At 69.5% G+C, this 17,127-nt stretch carries 17 protein-coding genes; 11 read left to right on the forward strand and 6 right to left on the reverse strand.

All coding sequences use genetic code 11. The features are described 5' to 3' along the window. The first annotated feature begins 33 nt into the window (after nucleotides 1–33). A complete protein-coding gene (locus PLE19_04810; GenBank protein HPD14244.1) occupies nucleotides 34–1,155 on the forward strand; it encodes a glycosyltransferase family 1 protein in 1,122 nt (373 codons plus the stop codon). Next, the gene (locus PLE19_04815; protein ID HPD14245.1) at nucleotides 1,146–2,327 is read left to right on the forward strand and encodes a glycosyltransferase family 4 protein; all 1,182 of its coding nucleotides are present in this window, start codon (nucleotides 1,146–1,148) and stop codon (nucleotides 2,325–2,327) included. Before PLE19_04810 ends, PLE19_04815 begins: the two co-directional genes overlap by 10 nt. A gap of 242 nt (nucleotides 2,328–2,569) precedes the next feature. Here the strand turns inward: PLE19_04815 and accD are convergent, their stop codons facing one another. From accD to PLE19_04845, 6 genes are all read right to left on the reverse strand, one after another. Continuing rightward, complete coding sequence (gene accD / locus PLE19_04820; GenBank protein HPD14246.1) at nucleotides 2,570–3,412, reverse strand: acetyl-CoA carboxylase, carboxyltransferase subunit beta; 843 nt, start codon at nucleotides 3,410–3,412, stop codon at nucleotides 2,570–2,572. A 25-nt stretch (nucleotides 3,413–3,437) separates the two neighbouring features. Further along, nucleotides 3,438–3,893: a hypothetical protein gene (locus PLE19_04825; GenBank protein ID HPD14247.1), complete on the reverse strand. Its 456-nt coding sequence runs from the start codon at nucleotides 3,891–3,893 to the stop codon at nucleotides 3,438–3,440. A gap of 60 nt (nucleotides 3,894–3,953) precedes the next feature. Continuing rightward, a complete protein-coding gene (gene rpe / locus PLE19_04830) occupies nucleotides 3,954–4,592 on the reverse strand; it encodes a ribulose-phosphate 3-epimerase (GenBank protein HPD14248.1) in 639 nt (212 codons plus the stop codon). 34 nt (nucleotides 4,593–4,626) lie between these two features. After that, complete coding sequence (locus PLE19_04835) at nucleotides 4,627–5,832, reverse strand: phosphoglycerate kinase (GenBank protein ID HPD14249.1); 1,206 nt, start codon at nucleotides 5,830–5,832, stop codon at nucleotides 4,627–4,629. An 81-nt stretch (nucleotides 5,833–5,913) separates the two neighbouring features. Then, nucleotides 5,914–6,924: a type I glyceraldehyde-3-phosphate dehydrogenase gene (gene gap / locus PLE19_04840; protein ID HPD14250.1), complete on the reverse strand. Its 1,011-nt coding sequence runs from the start codon at nucleotides 6,922–6,924 to the stop codon at nucleotides 5,914–5,916. Nucleotides 6,925–7,205: 281 nt separating this feature from the next. Further along, nucleotides 7,206–8,807, reverse strand: a complete 1,602-nt coding sequence (locus PLE19_04845) for a carboxylesterase/lipase family protein (protein ID HPD14251.1) — start codon at nucleotides 8,805–8,807, stop codon at nucleotides 7,206–7,208. Between the two features lie 190 nt (nucleotides 8,808–8,997). On the opposite strand from PLE19_04845, the gene PLE19_04850 reads away from it, so the two are divergent. The 9 genes from PLE19_04850 (at nucleotide 8,998) to PLE19_04890 (ending at nucleotide 17,124) form a co-directional block, all read left to right on the forward strand. Continuing rightward, entirely contained in the window at nucleotides 8,998–9,996 is a 999-nt protein-coding gene (locus PLE19_04850) for a methyltransferase (GenBank protein HPD14252.1), read from the forward strand. Nucleotides 9,997–10,096: 100 nt separating this feature from the next. After that, nucleotides 10,097–11,371, forward strand: coding sequence for a dienelactone hydrolase family protein (locus PLE19_04855; GenBank protein HPD14253.1), 1,275 nt, complete (start codon nucleotides 10,097–10,099; stop codon nucleotides 11,369–11,371). 242 nt (nucleotides 11,372–11,613) lie between these two features. Continuing rightward, on the forward strand, nucleotides 11,614–11,904 hold the full coding sequence (locus PLE19_04860) for a YHS domain-containing protein (protein ID HPD14254.1): 291 nt from the start codon (nucleotides 11,614–11,616) through the stop codon (nucleotides 11,902–11,904). Between the two features lie 53 nt (nucleotides 11,905–11,957). After that, nucleotides 11,958–12,197 (forward strand): hypothetical protein, encoded by a 240-nt coding sequence (locus tag PLE19_04865; GenBank protein HPD14255.1) that lies wholly within the window; start codon nucleotides 11,958–11,960, stop codon nucleotides 12,195–12,197. A 53-nt stretch (nucleotides 12,198–12,250) separates the two neighbouring features. Beyond that, nucleotides 12,251–12,652, forward strand: coding sequence for a response regulator (locus PLE19_04870; GenBank protein ID HPD14256.1), 402 nt, complete (start codon nucleotides 12,251–12,253; stop codon nucleotides 12,650–12,652). Between the two features lie 67 nt (nucleotides 12,653–12,719). Next, nucleotides 12,720–14,252, forward strand: coding sequence for a glycosyltransferase family 39 protein (locus tag PLE19_04875; protein ID HPD14257.1), 1,533 nt, complete (start codon nucleotides 12,720–12,722; stop codon nucleotides 14,250–14,252). Nucleotides 14,253–14,470: 218 nt separating this feature from the next. Beyond that, the gene (locus PLE19_04880) at nucleotides 14,471–15,022 is read left to right on the forward strand and encodes a sigma-70 family RNA polymerase sigma factor (GenBank protein ID HPD14258.1); all 552 of its coding nucleotides are present in this window, start codon (nucleotides 14,471–14,473) and stop codon (nucleotides 15,020–15,022) included. Further along, entirely contained in the window at nucleotides 15,006–15,812 is an 807-nt protein-coding gene (locus PLE19_04885) for a DUF5667 domain-containing protein (protein ID HPD14259.1), read from the forward strand. The genes PLE19_04880 and PLE19_04885 overlap by 17 nt, the downstream gene beginning before the upstream one ends. A gap of 19 nt (nucleotides 15,813–15,831) precedes the next feature. Further along, nucleotides 15,832–17,124: a hypothetical protein gene (locus PLE19_04890; protein HPD14260.1), complete on the forward strand. Its 1,293-nt coding sequence runs from the start codon at nucleotides 15,832–15,834 to the stop codon at nucleotides 17,122–17,124. Nucleotides 17,125–17,127: the final 3 nt, after the last annotated feature.

Raw genomic sequence — 17,127 nt, forward strand, 5'->3', positions numbered from 1 at the left:
ACGCATCGCGTATCACGCGGTCGGGGTGGTTCCATGCGTGTCGCCATCAACGCCCTGCTGCTCTCCGGCCGCTTCTCGGGCGTCGAGAAGGCGATCCACGCGCTCCTGCGGCACGTGGGCGCCGGGGCCGGTGCGGGCGACGAGTTCGTGGCGCTGGTGGGCCGCGACTTCGACGAGCGGGTGCTCAACGGCGCGCGCATCGGCATCGAGCGGCTCCCGGTGTCCAATCGCTCGCGGGTTCTCCGCATCGCTTACGAGGAGCGATTCCTGCGGCGACGGCTGAAGGGCTTCGACCTGTTTCACGCGCCCGGCTACGTGGCGCCGAGCCCTCTCCCCTGCCCCACCGTGCTGACGATCTACGACCTGGTGGCGCTCACCCATCCCGGCCTGGCTAGGCGGTCGAACGCCTTGCACTACCGCTGGCGCCTGCCGCGCTCGGCTCGGGCCGCGGCGCGGATCATGGTGCCCCTGGAGTGCGTGGCGCGGCAGGTCGTCGAGCGGCTGGGCGTCGAGCGCGAGCGGGTGCGCGTCGTGCCCCTCGGCGTGGACGCCCACCTCAAGCCGCCCTCGCTCGATGACCGGGCGCGCGTGCGGGCACGCCACCATCTCGCCCGCCCCTATATCCTGTTCGTCGGCAACGTCGAGCCGAAGAAGAGCCTGCCGACGCTGCTGCGCGCCTTCGCCGCGCTCAAGCGCGAGGGCCAGCCGCACGAGCTGGTCATCGCAGGCAAGCGCGGCTGGAAGTGCCGCGGCACCTTCGCCCTCCCCGCCGAGCTGGGGGTGGAGGGCGACGTGCGCTTCCTCGGCTACGTCAAGGAGAGCGACCTTGCCGGCCTCTACGGCGGCGCCGAGCTCTTCGCCTTCCCCTCAATCGTCGAGGGCTTCGGGCTGCCGCCCCTGGAGGCCATGGCCTGCGGCACGCCCGTCGTGACCTCCGATGCCGAGGCGCTTCTGGAGTCCACCGGCGACGCGGCGGAACATGTCCCCGCCCGCGACCCTGAGGCCCTGGCCGACGCCATGCGGCGGGTGCTCGGCGAAGCGGCGCTGCGCGAGCGCCTCCGCGCCGCCGGCTTCGCCCGCGCCGCCCAGTTCACCTGGCCCCGTACCGCCGAGCGGACGCGCGCTGTCTACCGGGAGGCGCTGACATGCGGATAGCCTGCGTCGTCGGCACCTATCCCTGCGGGTCCGAGACGTTCATCGAGCGCGAGATCGAGGCGCTGGCGGCGCGCGGCCACGAGGTTGCCGTCTTCCCGCTCTGGCGCGCGCAGGGCGCCCAGGCGGCGACGCCGCCCGGGCGGCACGTGGAGCGGTGCAGCGCCTGGTCGCCGTGGGGCGAGATGGCCGCGATGGGGGCGAGCATCCGCTGGCAGTTCCGCCTGCTTGCGCACCTTCCGCGCGAGGGGCGAGCCGCCTGGCGTGCCCTGGTGGGCCGCGGCCTGGCGTTCGAGATGGCGCAGCGTATGCGGCGCCAGGGCATCGAGCGGGTGCACGCGCACTTCGGCAACGCCCCCTCGACCTTCGGCTGGTTCGCCGCCGATGTTGCCGGGCTGCCCTTCAGTTTCGCGGTGCACGCGCGGGACGTGTTTGCCGAGGCGGAGTTCTTCGCGGCCAAGGCGCGAGCAGCGGACAGGATCATCGCGTGCAACTCGGCGGTTGCGAAGCGCGCGGCAGAGTTGGTGCGCGAGGCCGACAGGGCGAAGATCGCGCTCGTGCCCCACGGTCTGCCCCTCGGCCGCTATCCGTTCCGCGCCGAGCTGCCGAGGGGCGAGCCGCTCGTCCTGGGCGTCGGGCGCTTTGTCGAGAAGAAGGGCTTTGCCTGCTTCGTCGAAGCCGTGGCCGCACTGCGCCGGCGGGGCCGCCCGGTCCGTTGCTGGCTCATCGGCGACGGCCCCGAGCGGAGGGCGCTCGAGCGCCAGATCGCCCAACTGGCCGTCGGCGACGCGGTCGAGATCAGGGGCTGGCTGCCGCAGGAGGAGCTGGCGAAGGCATATGGTCAGGCAGCCGCTCTCGTCGCCCCCAGCGTGGCCGCTCGCGATGGCGATATGGACGGGTTGCCGAACGTGGTGGTCGAGGCGGCGGCGCTGGGCGTGCCGCTGGTGACGACCGACGTGGGCGGCCTGCCCGACCTCGTGCGCGACGGAGAGACGGGTCTGGTGGCAAAGCCTGGCGATGCGGCCGACCTTGCAGCCAGGATCGAGGCGGTGCTGGGCGACCCTGCCGCGGCCCTCACCCGCGCCCGCCGTGCCCGCGAGGCGGTGGAGGCCCGGCACGATGAGGCGAAGACAATCCCGCAGCTCATAGCCGCCTTGGGAACCAATGCGAGGTAGCCGGGAGTGTGGGGGAGGAGCCCTTTCTGGCAGAAAGGGCTCCTCCCCCACTCCCCCTTCTCCCAAAGACTCTTGGATTGGGGCTGCGGCGGTCGAGCCCGCTCGACGGGGACGGTTCTCCCACCAACCAAAGACGCGCCCCATGCGGACGGCCCAGCTCAACCGCCGCAGCCCCAGTTCAGGAGTTCTTGAGGAGGGGTGTGGGGAGGAACTTCTTGCAAGAAGTTCCTCCCCACGTCTTATCAGGTTGCGGTGGGCTTGCCGTTGAAGACAGGCTTGCAGTAGTCGAGGAGGAGGGCGAGTTCGCGCCGCAGGTCCTTGCGGTGGATGATGCGGTCGAGGAAGCCATGCTCGAGCATGAACTCGGCGGTCTGGAAGCCGGGGGGCAGCTCGGCCTTGAGGGTCTGCTGGATGACCCGCGCGCCGGTGAAGCCGATGAGGGCCTTGGGCTCGGCCACGATGATGTCGCCCAGCGAGGCGAAGCTGGCCATGACGCCGGCGTAGGTGGGATTGGTGAGGACGGCGATGTAGACCCCGCCCTGGTCGCGGTAGCGGCGAGCGGCGGCCGAGGTCTTGATCATCTGCATCAGGGAGAGGCAGCCTTCCTGCATGCGCGCGCCGCCCGAGGCGCAGAAAATGATGATGGGCAGCCGCAGCTCGGCCGCGTGCTCGAAGGCGCGCGTGATCTTCTCGCCCACCACGGAACCCATCGAGGCCATGATGAACCGCGAGTCCATCAAGGCCACATAGGTTTCACGCCCGTCAATCTTCGCGCGGCCGCTCACCACCGCGTCCTTCAGCCCGGTGGCCTGCTGCATCTCCCGAAGGCGCTCGGCGTACGGCATGCGGTCCACGAACTTCAGCGGGTCGGTGGGGGCGATATCGGCGTCGGCCTCCTGGAACGAACCCTCGTCCAGGAGGATGCGGATGCGCTGCGGCGCGGTGAGGGAGAAGTGGTATTGGCACTTGGGGCAGACCCAGAGGGCCTGCTCCACCTCGCGCTTGTAGACCATCTTCCCGCAGGCGTCGCACTTCATCCAGAGGCCGTCGGGAATGGTCGAGCGTCGCTTGCTCATCCAGGGCATGGGTCAGGGACTCCCTGCGGGAAGCTCAGTAGCCACACTCGCGGCGGTAGAGTTGGACGATGAAGCGGCACACGTCGCCCAGGTTGCTGCGGTCCACGCGGATGACCACCTCGCCGCCCGAGGTGTGCCGGTGGGGCGCGGTCTCGAAGCTGCGGACCTGCACCGTCGGTGGGAGCGCGTGCTTGGCCATGTCGAGCAGGGTGGGCAACGCATACAGGCCCTCGAGGATATGGAGCTCGGTGTGGTCGCACTCGAGGGGCGGCGCCATGTGCACGAAGGCGCGGCCCTTCAGGCGGTACGAGATCGACTCGTGCACGAACACCTCGCTGGGCGCCCACACCTTGGGCAGGTCCAGCAGGGTCTCGTGAAGCTCGCGCGCCACGAAGCGCTGCTCTTCCGACGAGATGCGGTTGAGCAGCATGCCGGTCGAGACTTTCCGCCCCTCGGGGCGCGTGTCCTGTCCGCTCTCGCGCCAGGCCATCGCGGCCCTCCCGTCCTAGGCACCGGCCACTGGGCGGCAACCTGCCAGGCCAGGGCGGGGTCATCCGCGCAGCGTGCGGATGGCGTGCGCCCGGTCGCTGGCGCCGAAGATTGCCGTTCCCGCCACAAGCACGTTGGCGCCGGCGGCCACGGCCGCAGCCGCGGTCGCCGGGTTGATGCCGCCGTCTATCTCGATGTCCAGCCCCGGGGGAGCCAGACGTCGAAGCCGCCGCACCTTGTCGAGCACGGCGGGGATGAACTCCTGTCCGCCGAACCCGGGCGCCACGCTCATCACGAGCACCTGGTCCACAGCGTCGAGGAACGGCTCGACGGCCGCGGCCGGCGTGGGCGGGCTGAGCGTGATGGACGCGCGCTTGCCGCACGCGCGAATCGCGGCGATCAGGTCTCCCGGCTTCGGGGCCACCTCGACGTGGAAGCCGATCGTCGCGGCGCCCGCCCGTGCGAAGATCTCGACAAAGGCGCCGGGGTTGTCCAGCATCAGGTGCACGTCGAGCGGCACCGAGGAGACCCCGGCCACCGCGGCCACGATGGGCACGCCCATCGTCAGGTTCGGCACATAGTGGCCGTCCATCACGTCACAGTGCAGCAGGTCGGCGCCGGCCGCAATGACCGAGGCGACCTCGTCGCCGAGGCGGAGCCAGTCGGCGGCCAGCAGCGACGGCGCGATCTTCACCCGCATCGGGCGTCTTCTTCCGCGTGCACGCGTGCACGCCCTACTTGTCCTTCAGGGCCGCGATGCCGGGCAGCACTTTGCCCTCGAGGAACTCCAGCGAGGCGCCGCCGCCCGTCGAAATATGCGTCATCTTGTCGGCCACCTTGAAGGCGTTGGCAGCGGCCGCCGTGTCGCCGCCGCCCAGCACGCTGGTGGCCTGGCTCGCCGCCAGCGCCTCGGCCACGGACCGCGTGCCGGCCGCGAACCGCGGGTCCTCGAACACGCCCATCGGGCCGTTCCACACCACGGTTGCTGCGCCGGTGAGGACGTTGCAGAAGGCCTGGATCGTCGCGGGGCCGATGTCCAGCCCCATCCGGCCGGCCGGGATGGCGGCGCCGGGCGTGGTCTCGCGCGTGACGTCGGGCACGGGGGTGCCCTCCTTCGTCATCGGGAACTTGTCGCCCACCACGTGGTCGGCCGGCAGGTGGAACGCCACGCGCCGGGCCGCGGCGTCGGCCAGCATGGCCCGGGCGTCCTCGAGCCGGTCGGCCTCGACCCGCGAGGCGCCCACCTCGATGCCCTGGGCCTTCAGGAACGTGTAGGCCATCGCCCCGCCCACGATCAGCGCGTCCACCTTCGTGAGCAGGTTGGTGATCACGGCGATCTTGTCGCTCACCTTGGCGCCGCCGAGAATGGCCACGAACGGCCGCTTCGGGTGGGCCACGGCGTTGCCGAGATACTCGATCTCCTTCTGGAGCAGATAGCCGGCCGCCGCGGGCAGATAGGCGGTCACGCCCGCCACCGAGGCGTGCGCGCGGTGGGCGCAGCCGAACGCGTCGTCCACGTACACGTCGCCCAGCGCGGCGAGCTTCCTGGAGAACTCGGGGTCGTTGGCCTCCTCCTCGGCGTGGAAGCGCAGGTTCTCGAGCAGCAGCACGTCGCCGGGCTTCAGCTTCGCCACGGCGGCTTCGGCCTCGGGCCCCACGCAATCGGGCGCCGTGGCCACCGGTTTGCCGAGGAGTTCGCCGAGCCGCTTCGCCGCGGGGGCGAGGCGGTACTTCTCGTTCACCTTGCCGTCGGGCCGGCCCAGGTGCGACATCAGGACCACCCTGCCGCCGTCGCCCATCGCCTTCCGAATCGTCGGCAGCGCCGCCACGATGCGCGTGTCGTCCGCCACCTTGCCCTCTTTCAAGGGCACATTGAAGTCCACGCGGATCAGCACCCGCTTGCCGCGCAGGTCGAGGTCGTCAATCGTCAGCTTGGCCATCCAGTCGTCCTCTCACTTGGCCAGACAACCAGGAAAGAGAGCCCTCCCGCGGATTGGGGAAACCCGCGGGAGGGTGTGAGGTCACTTCGCCATCAGGCGGATCAGCTCGACGCAGCGCGTCGAGTAGCCCATCTCGTTGTCGTACCACGACACCACTTTGACCATGCGCTTCTGCATGACCATGGTGGACTGCGCGTCGAAGAGGCTGGAGACGCAGTTGCCGATGACGTCGCTCGATACGATGGGGTCCTCGGTGTACTCGAGGATGCCCTTGAGCTCGCCCTCGGCCGCCTTCTTCATGGCGGCGTTCACCTCTTCCTTCGTCACGTCCTTCTTCACCACGGCCACGAGGTCCACCACCGAGCCGTCGGCCACCGGCACGCGGAGCGCGAAGCCGTTGAGCTTGCCCTTGAGCTCGGGGATCACCTCGCCCACGGCCTTGGCCGCGCCGGTGGTGGTGGGGATGATGTTGATCGCGCCGGCGCGGGCGCGGCGGGGGTCCTTGTGCACCAGGTCGGCGATCCGCTGGTCGTTCGTGTAGGCGTGGCAGGTGGTCATCAGACCGTACTCCACGCCGAAGTTCTCGTGCAGCACCTTCACCAGCGGCGCCAGGCAGTTCGTGGTGCACGAGGCGTTCGACACGTAGACGTCGGTCGGCTTCAGGCTCTTGTCGTTCACGCCGAACACGATGGTCGCGTCAATCTCGCCCTTCGCCGGGGCCGTGAGCAGCACCTTCTTGGCGCCGGCCTGGATGTGCTTCGACATCGCCTCCTTGTCGGTGAAGATGCCGGTGGACTCCACGGCGATCTGCACATTCATCGCGGCCCACGGCAGCTTGGCCGGGTCCTTCTCCGACAGCACGGGGATCTTCTTGCCGTCCACCACCAGGAACGCCTTATCGCCTTCCTTGGCGGCGGCCACGGTGCCCTTGTAGCGGCCGTGCACCGAATCGTACTTCAGCAACTGCGCCAGCAGAGCGGCATCGGCGAGGTCGTTGATCGCCACCACCTCGATATCGCTCGCGCCCTTCAGCGCCCGAAAGAACAGCCTGCCGATACGACCGAAGCCATTGATCCCGATACGGATCGCCATCGTCCCGACTCCTCCTGGGTAAGGGGTGTACCGCCTCGCCTGCGCCCCACACGGGCGCAATCCCGGTTGCCCGTCATTATACGGGTTCCCCCACGGCTGTCAAGCGAGAGGAGGCGCTTGTTGAGATCCGCGCTTCTCTGTGTTGACTTGAAATGGACACGATGGACAGAATGGGCACCCACGCTACGCCCCGTCCGCCCCGTCCATTCCGACCATCCTGTCCGTCCCTCACCCCCAGAGGGCCCCCACGGCGCCCAGGCCCGCGCCGAATCGAGCCAACCTCAGAAATCCTCAGCGGGCCGGCCCGGGCCGCGCTGGGCCTGCACCGCGTCCAGCAGGTCGCAGGCTTCGCGGTGGAGGCCGATGCGCACCCTCACGGCGTCGCCGAATTCCATAAGTTCATCTTTTTCAGGATGATACGCTGGCCATTGAGGCAGACCAGGGCCGTTCGGATCGCCGGTCCGGGCGAACCGTGTCCAGCACTTGCGCATCGTGTCGGAGAGGGTACGGTCGGTCTGGTCAAACGCAAGCTTATCTGTCAGCGTGCCAAACACATAGGCGAGCTCGAGCGCGTGGAAGGCTCCGAGTTTCTGCGCGCGCTCGCCCGGCGGCACACGCGTGAAGTGGTAGAGGTAGGCTGGGGACTTGCACCTCTGCATCGAGCGGGCGAGGAATCGCGCGGGGGCCACGAAAGCCGACACGCCAACCAGGCGGGCGAAGGCGGGCCCGGCATCCTCATCTCTCTCGGCGGGGAAGAGAGCGAACACGCGGTCGGCCTCGGCACCGAACCGTAGTCTCAGCAGCCACTTATAGCCCTGCACTCGCTGCACGTTGGCCTGTTGGAGGAACACCGTGCCCTCGTCGGCGTTGGACCCTGCCAGGAACGGCACATCGTGCTGTCTGCCCGCAGCAAAGAGTGTGACTGGGTGGTCGGGCACAGCCCAGCCATCCACGACGGGTCCGTACTTGACGCCTCGCCCGAAGAGGCCCTGGCCGGGGGCCGCGGCGTCGAGAATCTGCTGCCAGGACTTCGCCCGGAGCGCCGCGAGCACGTCGTTCGCCTTGTCGCAGCCGAGCTTTGCGGCGAGCTGCTCGCCAATGGCTTCCATCGGCTCAAGGCTCCCGCGCCGCTCACGGAGGTAGCGGTTGTTGCCGTGGGCGCCGCCGCTCTGGGCGATTGCGCGGTGGAAGAGGCCCTTCGCAAGTGGGGAAACCATGAGGCGGCAGACACTTGCGGCTCCCGCCGACTCCCCGAAGATGGTGACGCACCCCGCGTCCCCGCCGAATGCGGCGATGTTGCGCTGGACCCATTGAAGCGCGGCAATCTGGTCCAGAAGTCCATAATTACCAGACACTTGTCTCTCTGATTCCTTCGACAGCAGCGGGTGGGCCAGGTAGCCGAAGGGGCCGAGCCGGTAGTTGATGGTCACCAGCACCACCCCTTCCCGGGCCAGGCGTTCGCCGTCGTAGTAGGGCGAAGCACCCGAGCCGGTGGTGTGCCCACCACCATGTATCCATACCATGACAGGCAGGCGGCCCGTGGGGTCCCTGGCCGGAGCCCACACGTTGAGGTAGAGGCAGTCCTCGCTCAACTCACCGAGCTCGCGTCCCATGAGGGGCTTCGGTTGCGGGCACCAGGGGCCGAACTTTGTGCACAGACGCACCCCCTCCCACGGCGTCACTGGCTGCGGAGGGCGCCATCGAAGGTCGCCCACGGGGGACGCGGCGAATGGGATGCCTTTGTAGACACACACGTCCCCGCCCTCCCCCACAACCAGGCCTGAGATCCGGCCCGTGTCCAGTTGCGCCTCGCGGGCCTCCGCCCCCGCCAGCAGCGTGGCGATGAGACACAGACACGACGCCGCCTGAAGCGCCTTAGGCATCAGTGAACCCCTGTTCCCCCTCGCCCCGGTCGACTCTACACCGTGCGCCGCCGGCGTGTTACGGAGAGAACTCTAGCGGCAACACAAGAGCCTGTCAATCGCGCCCTTGCAGGAACCAGTTGCACGCGAACGGCAGCCGGGCTAGAGTGACTATGGGAGACCCAGACCCAACCCCAGGAGGCGACTAGAGATGCCCAAGAGCTGGACCGCTGAGGAGTTGCTGAATCTCGCCCGCGCCTTCCAGGGCGCCTGTGTGCTGACGGCGGCCGCCGACCTGGATGTGTTCACGGCGCTCGCGTCGCGACGCCAGGGTGCCAAGGCACTGGCGTCGAAGTTGCGGGCCGACGCTCGCGCCACGGCGACGCTTCTCGATGCCCTCGCGGCGATGGGCCTGCTCGTGAAGCGCGGCGCCACTTATGCCCCGGCCCCCGGGGTGACAGAGGCGCTCAGCGCGTCGAGCCCGAGCAACGTCCTGGCCATGACGCGCCACTCGGGCACGTGCCTGCGGCGGTGGGCGCAGTTGGCCACGGTCGTGAAGACAGGGCGGCCGGCGGAAGGCTATCGCAGCATCCGCGATGACGAAGCCAACCGCGAGGCATTCATCGGGGCCATGGACAATGTGTCGGCGCCCATCGCTCCCCGCGTCATTCGAGAGCTCGGCCCGCCGCGTTTCCAGCACCTGCTCGACGTGGGCGGGGGGCCGGCCACCTGGACGCTGGCCTTCCTGCGCGCCGTCCCTGGCTCGACGGCCACGCTCTTCGACCTCCCGCAGGTGATACCGCTCGCGCAGCGCCGCGTGGCGGCGGCGGGGATGCTGGACCGCGTGCGCCTGGTCGGCGGCGACTACACGCGGGACAGGCTCCCCCGGGGAGCCGACCTGGCCTGGGTGAGCGCCATCATCCACCAGGAGTCGCTCGAGGGCACCACCGCCCTGTTCAAGCGGGTCTACGCGGCGCTGGAGCCGGGCGGCCGCATCCTGATCCGCGACCTGGTGATGGACGCCTCGCGCACCCATCCCCCCATGGGCGCGCTGTTCGCCGTCAACATGCTCGTCGCGACCGAGAGTGGCGGCACCTACACGCTGCGCGAGATCGCGGGCGCGCTGCGCGCCGCGGGCTTCGCCGCCCCTCGCCTGCTCCGCAAGGCCGACGACATGAGCGCCGTGGTCGGCGCGCGCAAGCCGAAGTAGCGGGCTACCCCGGCCAGAGTTCCGCTTGCTTTGCCGCCGGGCCGCCTGTATGATCCCGCGCGTGGGGCCGAAGGCACCCCACGACGGAGGGCCATCGGACATGACGGCTCGGTTCGCGCTGGCCGCGGCGTTGGCGGGCCTGGCATCGGCTCTTGCCGCCGAGCAGGGAAAGGCCCCGGTCGCTCCCGCGCCCGAGTTGCCCCCCGGCAGGGAGACTCGGGTGGACGAGCCGAAAGTCGGCGGCGGCTACTTCACCGTGTACGTGCCGAGCGACTACCGGGCCTCGCGCCGCTGGCCCGCCATCTTCTGCTACCACGGCCAGGGGGGCAAGCAGACGGTGTGGCCCTTCCGCGAGGTCACCGGCGGCAAGGGCTTCATCGTCGTGGGCATGAGCTATCTGGACCAGAGCCCGCGGCGGCTCACCACGGCCGAGTTCGACCAGCAGATGGCCCGCGAGGCCGAATGCGTGGCCACGGCTCTCGCCCGCGTGGCGAGCCGCCTCGCCGTGGACCGCGAGCAGCTCTTCGTGGGCGGCTTCTCGATGGGCGGCTGGATGGCCAGCTCGATGGCCGAGGCGTGTCCCGAACTATGGGCCGGCATCGCCATCCTGGGCGCGGGCCGGCAGAAGTTCGACCTGCCCCTCCAGAACCCGCGCATCCTGCGCAACAAACCCATCTACATCGGGGTGGGCGAGAAGGACCCGAACTACCCCGCCGCCCAGAAGGGCGCCGATTTCTACCGCAAGGTGGGCGCCGTGGTGACCTTCGAGAAGTACGACGGCCTCGCCCACCAGATGAAGATGGACACCCCGGTGCTCCCCGCCTGGCTGCTGGCCAACGGCCCGCAGCGGCAGCTCCAGCCGCGCCTGGCAGCGGCCCGCGCCGCCGAGCAGGCGGGCAAGCTGGGCAAGGCGTTCGCCCTCTACAGCGAGCTGGCCCAGGTCTCCGAGACCAGCGAGACCTGCCTGGCCGCGGCCGACGCGGCGAAGAAGCTCGCCGAGCAGGCCGAGGGCCGCCTCGCGGAGGCCGAGAAGGCCCTGGCCGAGAAGCCGCGCGACGAGGCCGCGCGCCTTCTCGCCGCCCTGGCCAACCGCTATGAGGGCTCGCCCTTCGGCGAGCGGGCCGACGCCCTGATCCGCAAGCTCCAGGCCGAACGCCCCGCCGAGTCCACGCCTGCCCTCGCGAAGCCCTCTCCCGCCCCCGGCGCTTCGGACCGCGCCGAGCGCGAGTGCCGAGCCTGGTGGAGCATGGCCGAAAACTACCTGCGTGTCGAGAAGCCCGAGAAGGCACGCGAGTACTTCCTCCAGATCATCGAGAAGCATCCCGACAGCGAGTGGGCCGCCAGGGCCCGCCAGCGCCTGGCGGCGATCCCGTAGCAGCGCGGGGCGATCGGCTCACCCAGCCCGCATTCCCCACCAACCTGCGCCGCTAGGGGGCTGGAGGCGCCGCCGCTCGAGCCGCATGCGGAGCCCGCCGAAGCGCCTTTCGGGGGAGCCGGGCGCGTAACGTTCCGTGCGTCTCGCGCGTCTAGGCAACCAATGGGCAGCGGCGCGCGGGCGCTCCGCCGCGCCGCCCCGTTGTTTCCAGGGCCGAGGTCTCAAACCGAAGGAGTCGTGGGATGAAGCGTGGTCTTGGGTTCCTCGTGGCGGCGGCCGTCTTCTCGCTGGCGGCGCAGGGGTGCAGCCTGATGGACTACTGTCCCATGCACATGGCGATGCGGGCACTGACCAAGAAGAAGGAGGCGCCCGCCGATCCGACGATCCAGCAGACGACCTGCCCCGTGATGGGCGGCAAGATCGACCCGAAGGTCTACACCGACTACAACGGGCGGCGCGTGTACTTCTGCTGCCCGGGCTGCATCGAGAAGTTCCACAAGAACCCCGAGAACTACCTCGCAAACCTCAAGTGACGGTGCGCGCGCCTCTGTGCGGAACTGGGGGCTGGGAGGAAGGACCGGCGCCGATGCGCAGGATGGGCGGGTTGCTCATGGCCGTGGCCGAGTGGGTCGTCGGCCTACTTGTGCTCCTCTATATCACGTGGGGCATGTGCTATGACCACCTGGTGGCACGGCGCATGCAGGATGCCCCGAAGGCGACGCCGGAGCCCGAGCCCGGGCCTCGGCGCCAGTGCGGCCGGCGTCGCAGCCGCCGCACCGCGGCCGCACTGGCGGCGCGCGATGGACGCCGCTTTCTACTGAACTGACTCGTGGGCGCGACCGTGAGGCCGTGCAGCCAGCAAGCGTGAGGGAACGCTACTTGTCCACGATCCTGATTCTCGAGGCCGACCCGCACCAGCGGTTGCTCCTTGATGAGGAGTTGCAGAGCGAGGGCTACGCAACCGTGGCCCCAGCCCGCGGCGCCGAGGCCCTGAACGCTCTGGCGGGCACCAGGCCCGATCTGGTGCTGCTGGGTGTCGCGTCGCCCGCCGACGGCGTGCAGGTCATCCGCAGGATTATCGAGCGCTACAGCGTGGTGCCGATCATCGTCTGCTCCACTTACTCCTCGGAGTGCCGCGACATCTTCGTGGCGTGCGGCGCCGATGCCTGTGTGCTGAGGCGGTCCGACCTCAGCGAACTGAAGGCCACCGTTCGGCGGGTTCTGCGGGGGTGCCGAAGCGTCCAGCCATCCCCGCCGCCCGACTTCGCCTGCGTCGTGTGATGCGCCCCCGAGGCGCGCCAGGCGCCGGGAGCCAGGGCGCCCTGGCGTTCAGGAAGGGAGGCCAGATGTGAAGCGCGACCTGTGCGTGGTCTCCCTGGCAGCCGGGTTGTCCCTGGCGGGGCGCTTCGTGGCGGCGACTCGCCTGGAAGTCTTCCAGGATGAGGCCCTCTACTGGTGGGGGGCGCAGGCGAAGCCACTGAGCTTCTCGCCGCATCCGCCTGCTACCTACCTGGTGGTCCGGCTGGGAGCGATGGTGTTCGGCGACACGCTGCTGGGCCTTCGCGCGGGCTCGCTGGTGTGGGGCACGGCGGCGATCGTGCTGGCCTACGCGCTGGGGCGCGACGTGTACAGTGCGCGCGCCGGGGTCTGGGCGGCGGGGTTCATGGCGGCCAGCCCGATCTTCGCCGCAGCGGGCGCCGCTACAACGCCAGACGGTCTGCTGACCGCCTTGTGGCTGCTCTTCGTGTGGGCCACGTGGCGGGGCGCCGCTGGGGGCGGGGCGGGCTGGTGGGGGCTCGGGGCGTTGGCTCTAGCCGCGGGCTTGTACACCAAGTACATGATGGTGCTGGCGCCCCCGGCTCTGCTGCTCGCTCTATGCGGGTCGCCGCAGGAGCGCCGGGCTCTGCGCACACCCGGGCCCTGGGCGGCCCTGGCCGTCGGCGTGAGCCTGTTTGCTGCCCAATTCCTCAGGTGGAACGTGGCTCATGGATGGGCCAGCTTGCGTTACCATCTGGAGTCACGCCACGCCTGGTCGCTCTCGTGGAAGTCGGGCGGGCAGTATGTCTTGGGCCACTTGGGTGCGCTTTCACCGCTGCTGTGCGCCCTGGTGATCGGAGCCCTGGTGTGCGAGGCTCGCGCGTGGAGGCGCGGCAGCCCACGCGCCGCCTGGGTGCTCGCCTTCGGGGCGATGCCCATCCTCTTTTTCCTTCCGCCCAGCGTGTTCACCGCGAGTTCCCTGCTGCGAGTGCAGTGGGACTTGGTTGGCTATGCCGTCGGGACCATCGCCGCGGGGGCCCTGATGGCGGGTTGGGGGCAGGGGCCGCCGGGCAGGCGCTGGCTCCGCCCACTGGGCATTGGCGCACTTGCTCTGGCCGGCATGCTGACCGGCGCGACCCTCGTTGGGTTGGTCTACCCCACGGCCACGGAAGCGCTGGGCATCAGGCCGCTGACGCTGCGCAGGCTCGGCTGGCGCCAGTTGGCCGCGCGGGTGCAGGATGTCAAGCGGGAGACTGCGGCAGACTTCGTCGTCACCGACTCCTTCCGAACGGCCCTGTCACTGGGCTACTACAGCGGCCAGAGGGATGGGATTCACACGCTGCTGGACTCGGCGAGCAAGCGCTACGGACTCAACGAGGCCCTTCGCTCGTGGCGCATGGATGAATCGCACATGGTGAAGGAGCGGCTGGGGCAGAGCGGGCTCTATGTGGAGGAGCATACCTGCGTGCGCCGGTGCAACTGTGGGCAGGAACCGGAGCGGATCGGCCAGTTCTTCCGGCAAGTGAGTCGAGTGGAGGCGCTGCCAGTCTTCCTTGAGGAGCGTGTGCTTCGCTGCTTCCGCATCTACCGGGTGGTTGAACTGCGGCCGAATGTCCAGCCCTGATGCGTGGGGGGCTGCTATACTCCGTCGCCACGCCCGGAACCACGAGGCCGGCTTCATCTGGCTGCGGCGCCTGCCGTTCGGAGCCGGGCAATGACCCAAGCGAATGCGTCCGTGGTCAAGTTGGATCCAAGTTCTTGATCCGGGGGGGGCTTGCCCCTATATTGTGGGAAGGTAACATTCCAGGGGGGTGTTTCGTCTCAACCGATAGGCAGGGCGACTTGGACCACACGGAACTCGTCCCGACCGTCGAGCGAGCCAGGAACGGCGACAGGCCGGCGCTGGCGGAGCTGTGTGCCGAGTTCTACCCGCGTGTGCTCAGGTTCATGCATTATCGGGTGGGACCCCGCTTCGCCGAGGACCTGGCAGCCGAAGTGTTTCTCAAGGTGGTGCGGGCGATCGGGACGCAGAGCGGGTCGTTCCCCGCCTGGCTGTTTCGCATCGCGGCCAACGTGGTGACCGACCACTTCCGAGCGTCCGCGACGCAACGAGAGGCTTCGATGACCGAAGCAGTCCTGGAGAGCGTGGCGAGCAGGGACCAGCCGGCCGCCGCCGTGGCCCACAAGCTCGACATCGCCCGGGCCCTGGAGCAGCTCACCGACGACCAGCGCGAGCTGGTGACGCTGAAGTTCATCGAGGGCCTTTCGAATGCGGACATCGGCGAGATCACGGGACGCTCGCCCGAGGCGATACGCGTGCTCCAGTTCCGGGCGCTCGCTGCGATGAGACAGTTCCTCAGCCGTGAGGAGCCGAGCGATGGCAAGCAACCTTGAGGATGTGCTGGACCTCTGCCTCGACGCGGCCCGCCGCGGCGGCGACCTCGAGGCGATTCTGCGGCACCACGCCGACGTGGCTGGCGAGGTGCGCCCGCTGGTGTCTCTCGCGGGCGAGTTGGCGGCGCTGCCCGCGCCGCAGCCCACCCCCGAGGGCCTGGCCAAGCTGTTCGCCCACCTGGCGGCCGAGAGCGGGGCCCGGCCCGCGCCCGCCCGACGGGCCCACCGGCTGCGGCGGCGCCTCGTCGCCGCCGCGGCCACGCTGCTCGTCGTGGTGGGGGGCTGGGGGCTGCTCAATGCCGCGGCGGCCGCCGTGCCCGGCGACCTCCTGTACCCTCTCAAGCGGCTCAGCGAGCGCGTGAGCTACGCCCTCACGCTGGGGTCAGAGGGCCGCGCGGAGCTGCGGATCGAGTTCGCGGACGAGCGCCTCAAGGAGGCCGTGCGCAAGTACCAGCGGGGCGGCGGCATTGACCGCCGCCTGCTGGCCGCCATGCTCGAGGAGGCCGTGAAGGCCCTGGAGCAGGGCAGCCGCCTCTCGCCCACGGGCCGCGACCTGGTGGCCCGCCGCCTCGCGTGCTCGTGCGAGTTCCAGTGCTCGGTGCTCAACCAGATGGCGGCCCAGGCGAGCGACGCCGAGCGCGCCACGCTCGAGCCGTACCGGTCCGCCTGCCACGCCCGGTGCACGTGCATGCAGGAGGCCACGGCGGAGGACAAGGCCCAGGCGGACAGGCTGTCGGAAGCCGCCGAGCGCCTGCGCCGCCTGATCTCCGAACTGCGCGAGGACCGCTGACGAGAGCGAGGTCCGGGCCATGGAGCCGAAGCGCTCGACCGCCCCGTTCGTCCGCCTGGCGTTCACTGCCGCGCTGCTCGCGTGGGCGGCGGCGAGCCACGCGGGCGAGAAGGACCCCTTCGAAGACCTGGAGAAGCCCAAGCGAGAGGGCGAGGGGGACCCGTTCGAGGACATCGAGGCGCCTAAGCCGCCGCCCGAGAAGCCGGCCCCGCCGAAGCCCAAGAGCTGGACGGATGACCTGTTCGGCCAGAACTTCACCTTCAAGCGCGAGATCATGCTCCAGACGTCGTACAGCGACGGCGAGCTGTACAACCGCCATTCGGTTGGGTTCGAGGTCCTGAAGAAGTGGTCCACCCCCACGGCCACGGTGGCGGCCTTCAACGCCCAGTTCCGCTTCGTGCGGCGCGACAACCCCATCGAGGTGTCGAACGACGGCGAGGGCATGGAGCGCGAGGGCTGGTACGGCGAGTTCCACAACTTCTATCTCGACCTCTACAACGTCTTCAACCCGCTGATGTCCGACGAGGCGAAGGGCGCCCACCTGGGGCGGTTCAACTTCCGCATCGGCCGCTTCTACCTGCCGATGGGCCTGAACCTCCAGACCGACACCCACGGCACCGTGCTCCAGCTCTCCAACGAGCGCAACTTCGGCTTCGAGCGCGACTGGTACGCCGGCTTCTGGGGCACGCTCAACCCGTACCTGAACTATGACCTGTACTACCTGCTCGGCTCCGGCTACTACCCCAAGTTCAAGGGCCAGAGCGGTATGGTCGGTGCACGAGTGAGCCTGGCCGATTCGTTCAACGTGGACTACGGCCTCCAAGGCGGCGTGGCGCTCATGGCCGGCGAGCGCCTGAGCGAGATGGCCGTGATGCGCAGCCCCTCGGTGGCCATGCGGGCCGACGGCGACGTGGTCGACACGTTCCGCGCCGGGCTCGACGCCCGCTACCGCCGCACCGTGCCCACCGGCTGGCTCACCTTCACCTTCGAGGGCACGGCGGGCCGCGACGAGCGCGACGATGTGCTCACCCAGCTCTACGAGGCCGAATACCTGCACCGCTCGCGCAAGGTGGGCGTGGCCGCCCAGTTCCGCCGCTTCTGGCAGGACATCGGCCGCGACCCGATGATGCCGGGCATGAAGCGGCCCGACGACGTGGACTCGTCCGTCGCACTCGACCTGACCTACTACTTCCGCAACGACATCACCCAGTCGAACCTGCACTGGGTCAAGCTGAACATCGAACGCCAGCTCCAGCGCCAGATGGGCAGCCCGGAGACCATCATCACCCTCCAGTACTACCGGTACTGGTGAGCC

The organism is Planctomycetota bacterium, from assembly GCA_035384565.1.
In the GTDB taxonomy this organism is placed as follows: domain Bacteria; phylum Planctomycetota; class PUPC01; order DSUN01; family DSUN01; genus DAOOIT01.

Coding starts and splice junctions, on each gene's coding strand:
- PLE19_04810 (HPD14244.1), top strand. CDS start 34: ATGCGTGTCGCCATCAACGCCCTGCTGCTCTCCGGCCGCTTCTCGGGC.
- PLE19_04815 (HPD14245.1), top strand. CDS start 1,146: ATGCGGATAGCCTGCGTCGTCGGCACCTATCCCTGCGGGTCCGAGACG.
- accD (HPD14246.1), bottom strand. CDS start 3,412: ATGCCCTGGATGAGCAAGCGACGCTCGACCATTCCCGACGGCCTCTGG.
- PLE19_04825 (HPD14247.1), bottom strand. CDS start 3,893: ATGGCCTGGCGCGAGAGCGGACAGGACACGCGCCCCGAGGGGCGGAAA.
- rpe (HPD14248.1), bottom strand. CDS start 4,592: ATGCGGGTGAAGATCGCGCCGTCGCTGCTGGCCGCCGACTGGCTCCGC.
- PLE19_04835 (HPD14249.1), bottom strand. CDS start 5,832: ATGGCCAAGCTGACGATTGACGACCTCGACCTGCGCGGCAAGCGGGTG.
- gap (HPD14250.1), bottom strand. CDS start 6,924: ATGGCGATCCGTATCGGGATCAATGGCTTCGGTCGTATCGGCAGGCTG.
- PLE19_04845 (HPD14251.1), bottom strand. CDS start 8,807: ATGCCTAAGGCGCTTCAGGCGGCGTCGTGTCTGTGTCTCATCGCCACG.
- PLE19_04850 (HPD14252.1), top strand. CDS start 8,998: ATGCCCAAGAGCTGGACCGCTGAGGAGTTGCTGAATCTCGCCCGCGCC.
- PLE19_04855 (HPD14253.1), top strand. CDS start 10,097: ATGACGGCTCGGTTCGCGCTGGCCGCGGCGTTGGCGGGCCTGGCATCG.
- PLE19_04860 (HPD14254.1), top strand. CDS start 11,614: ATGAAGCGTGGTCTTGGGTTCCTCGTGGCGGCGGCCGTCTTCTCGCTG.
- PLE19_04865 (HPD14255.1), top strand. CDS start 11,958: ATGCGCAGGATGGGCGGGTTGCTCATGGCCGTGGCCGAGTGGGTCGTC.
- PLE19_04885 (HPD14259.1), top strand. CDS start 15,006: ATGGCAAGCAACCTTGAGGATGTGCTGGACCTCTGCCTCGACGCGGCC.
- PLE19_04890 (HPD14260.1), top strand. CDS start 15,832: ATGGAGCCGAAGCGCTCGACCGCCCCGTTCGTCCGCCTGGCGTTCACT.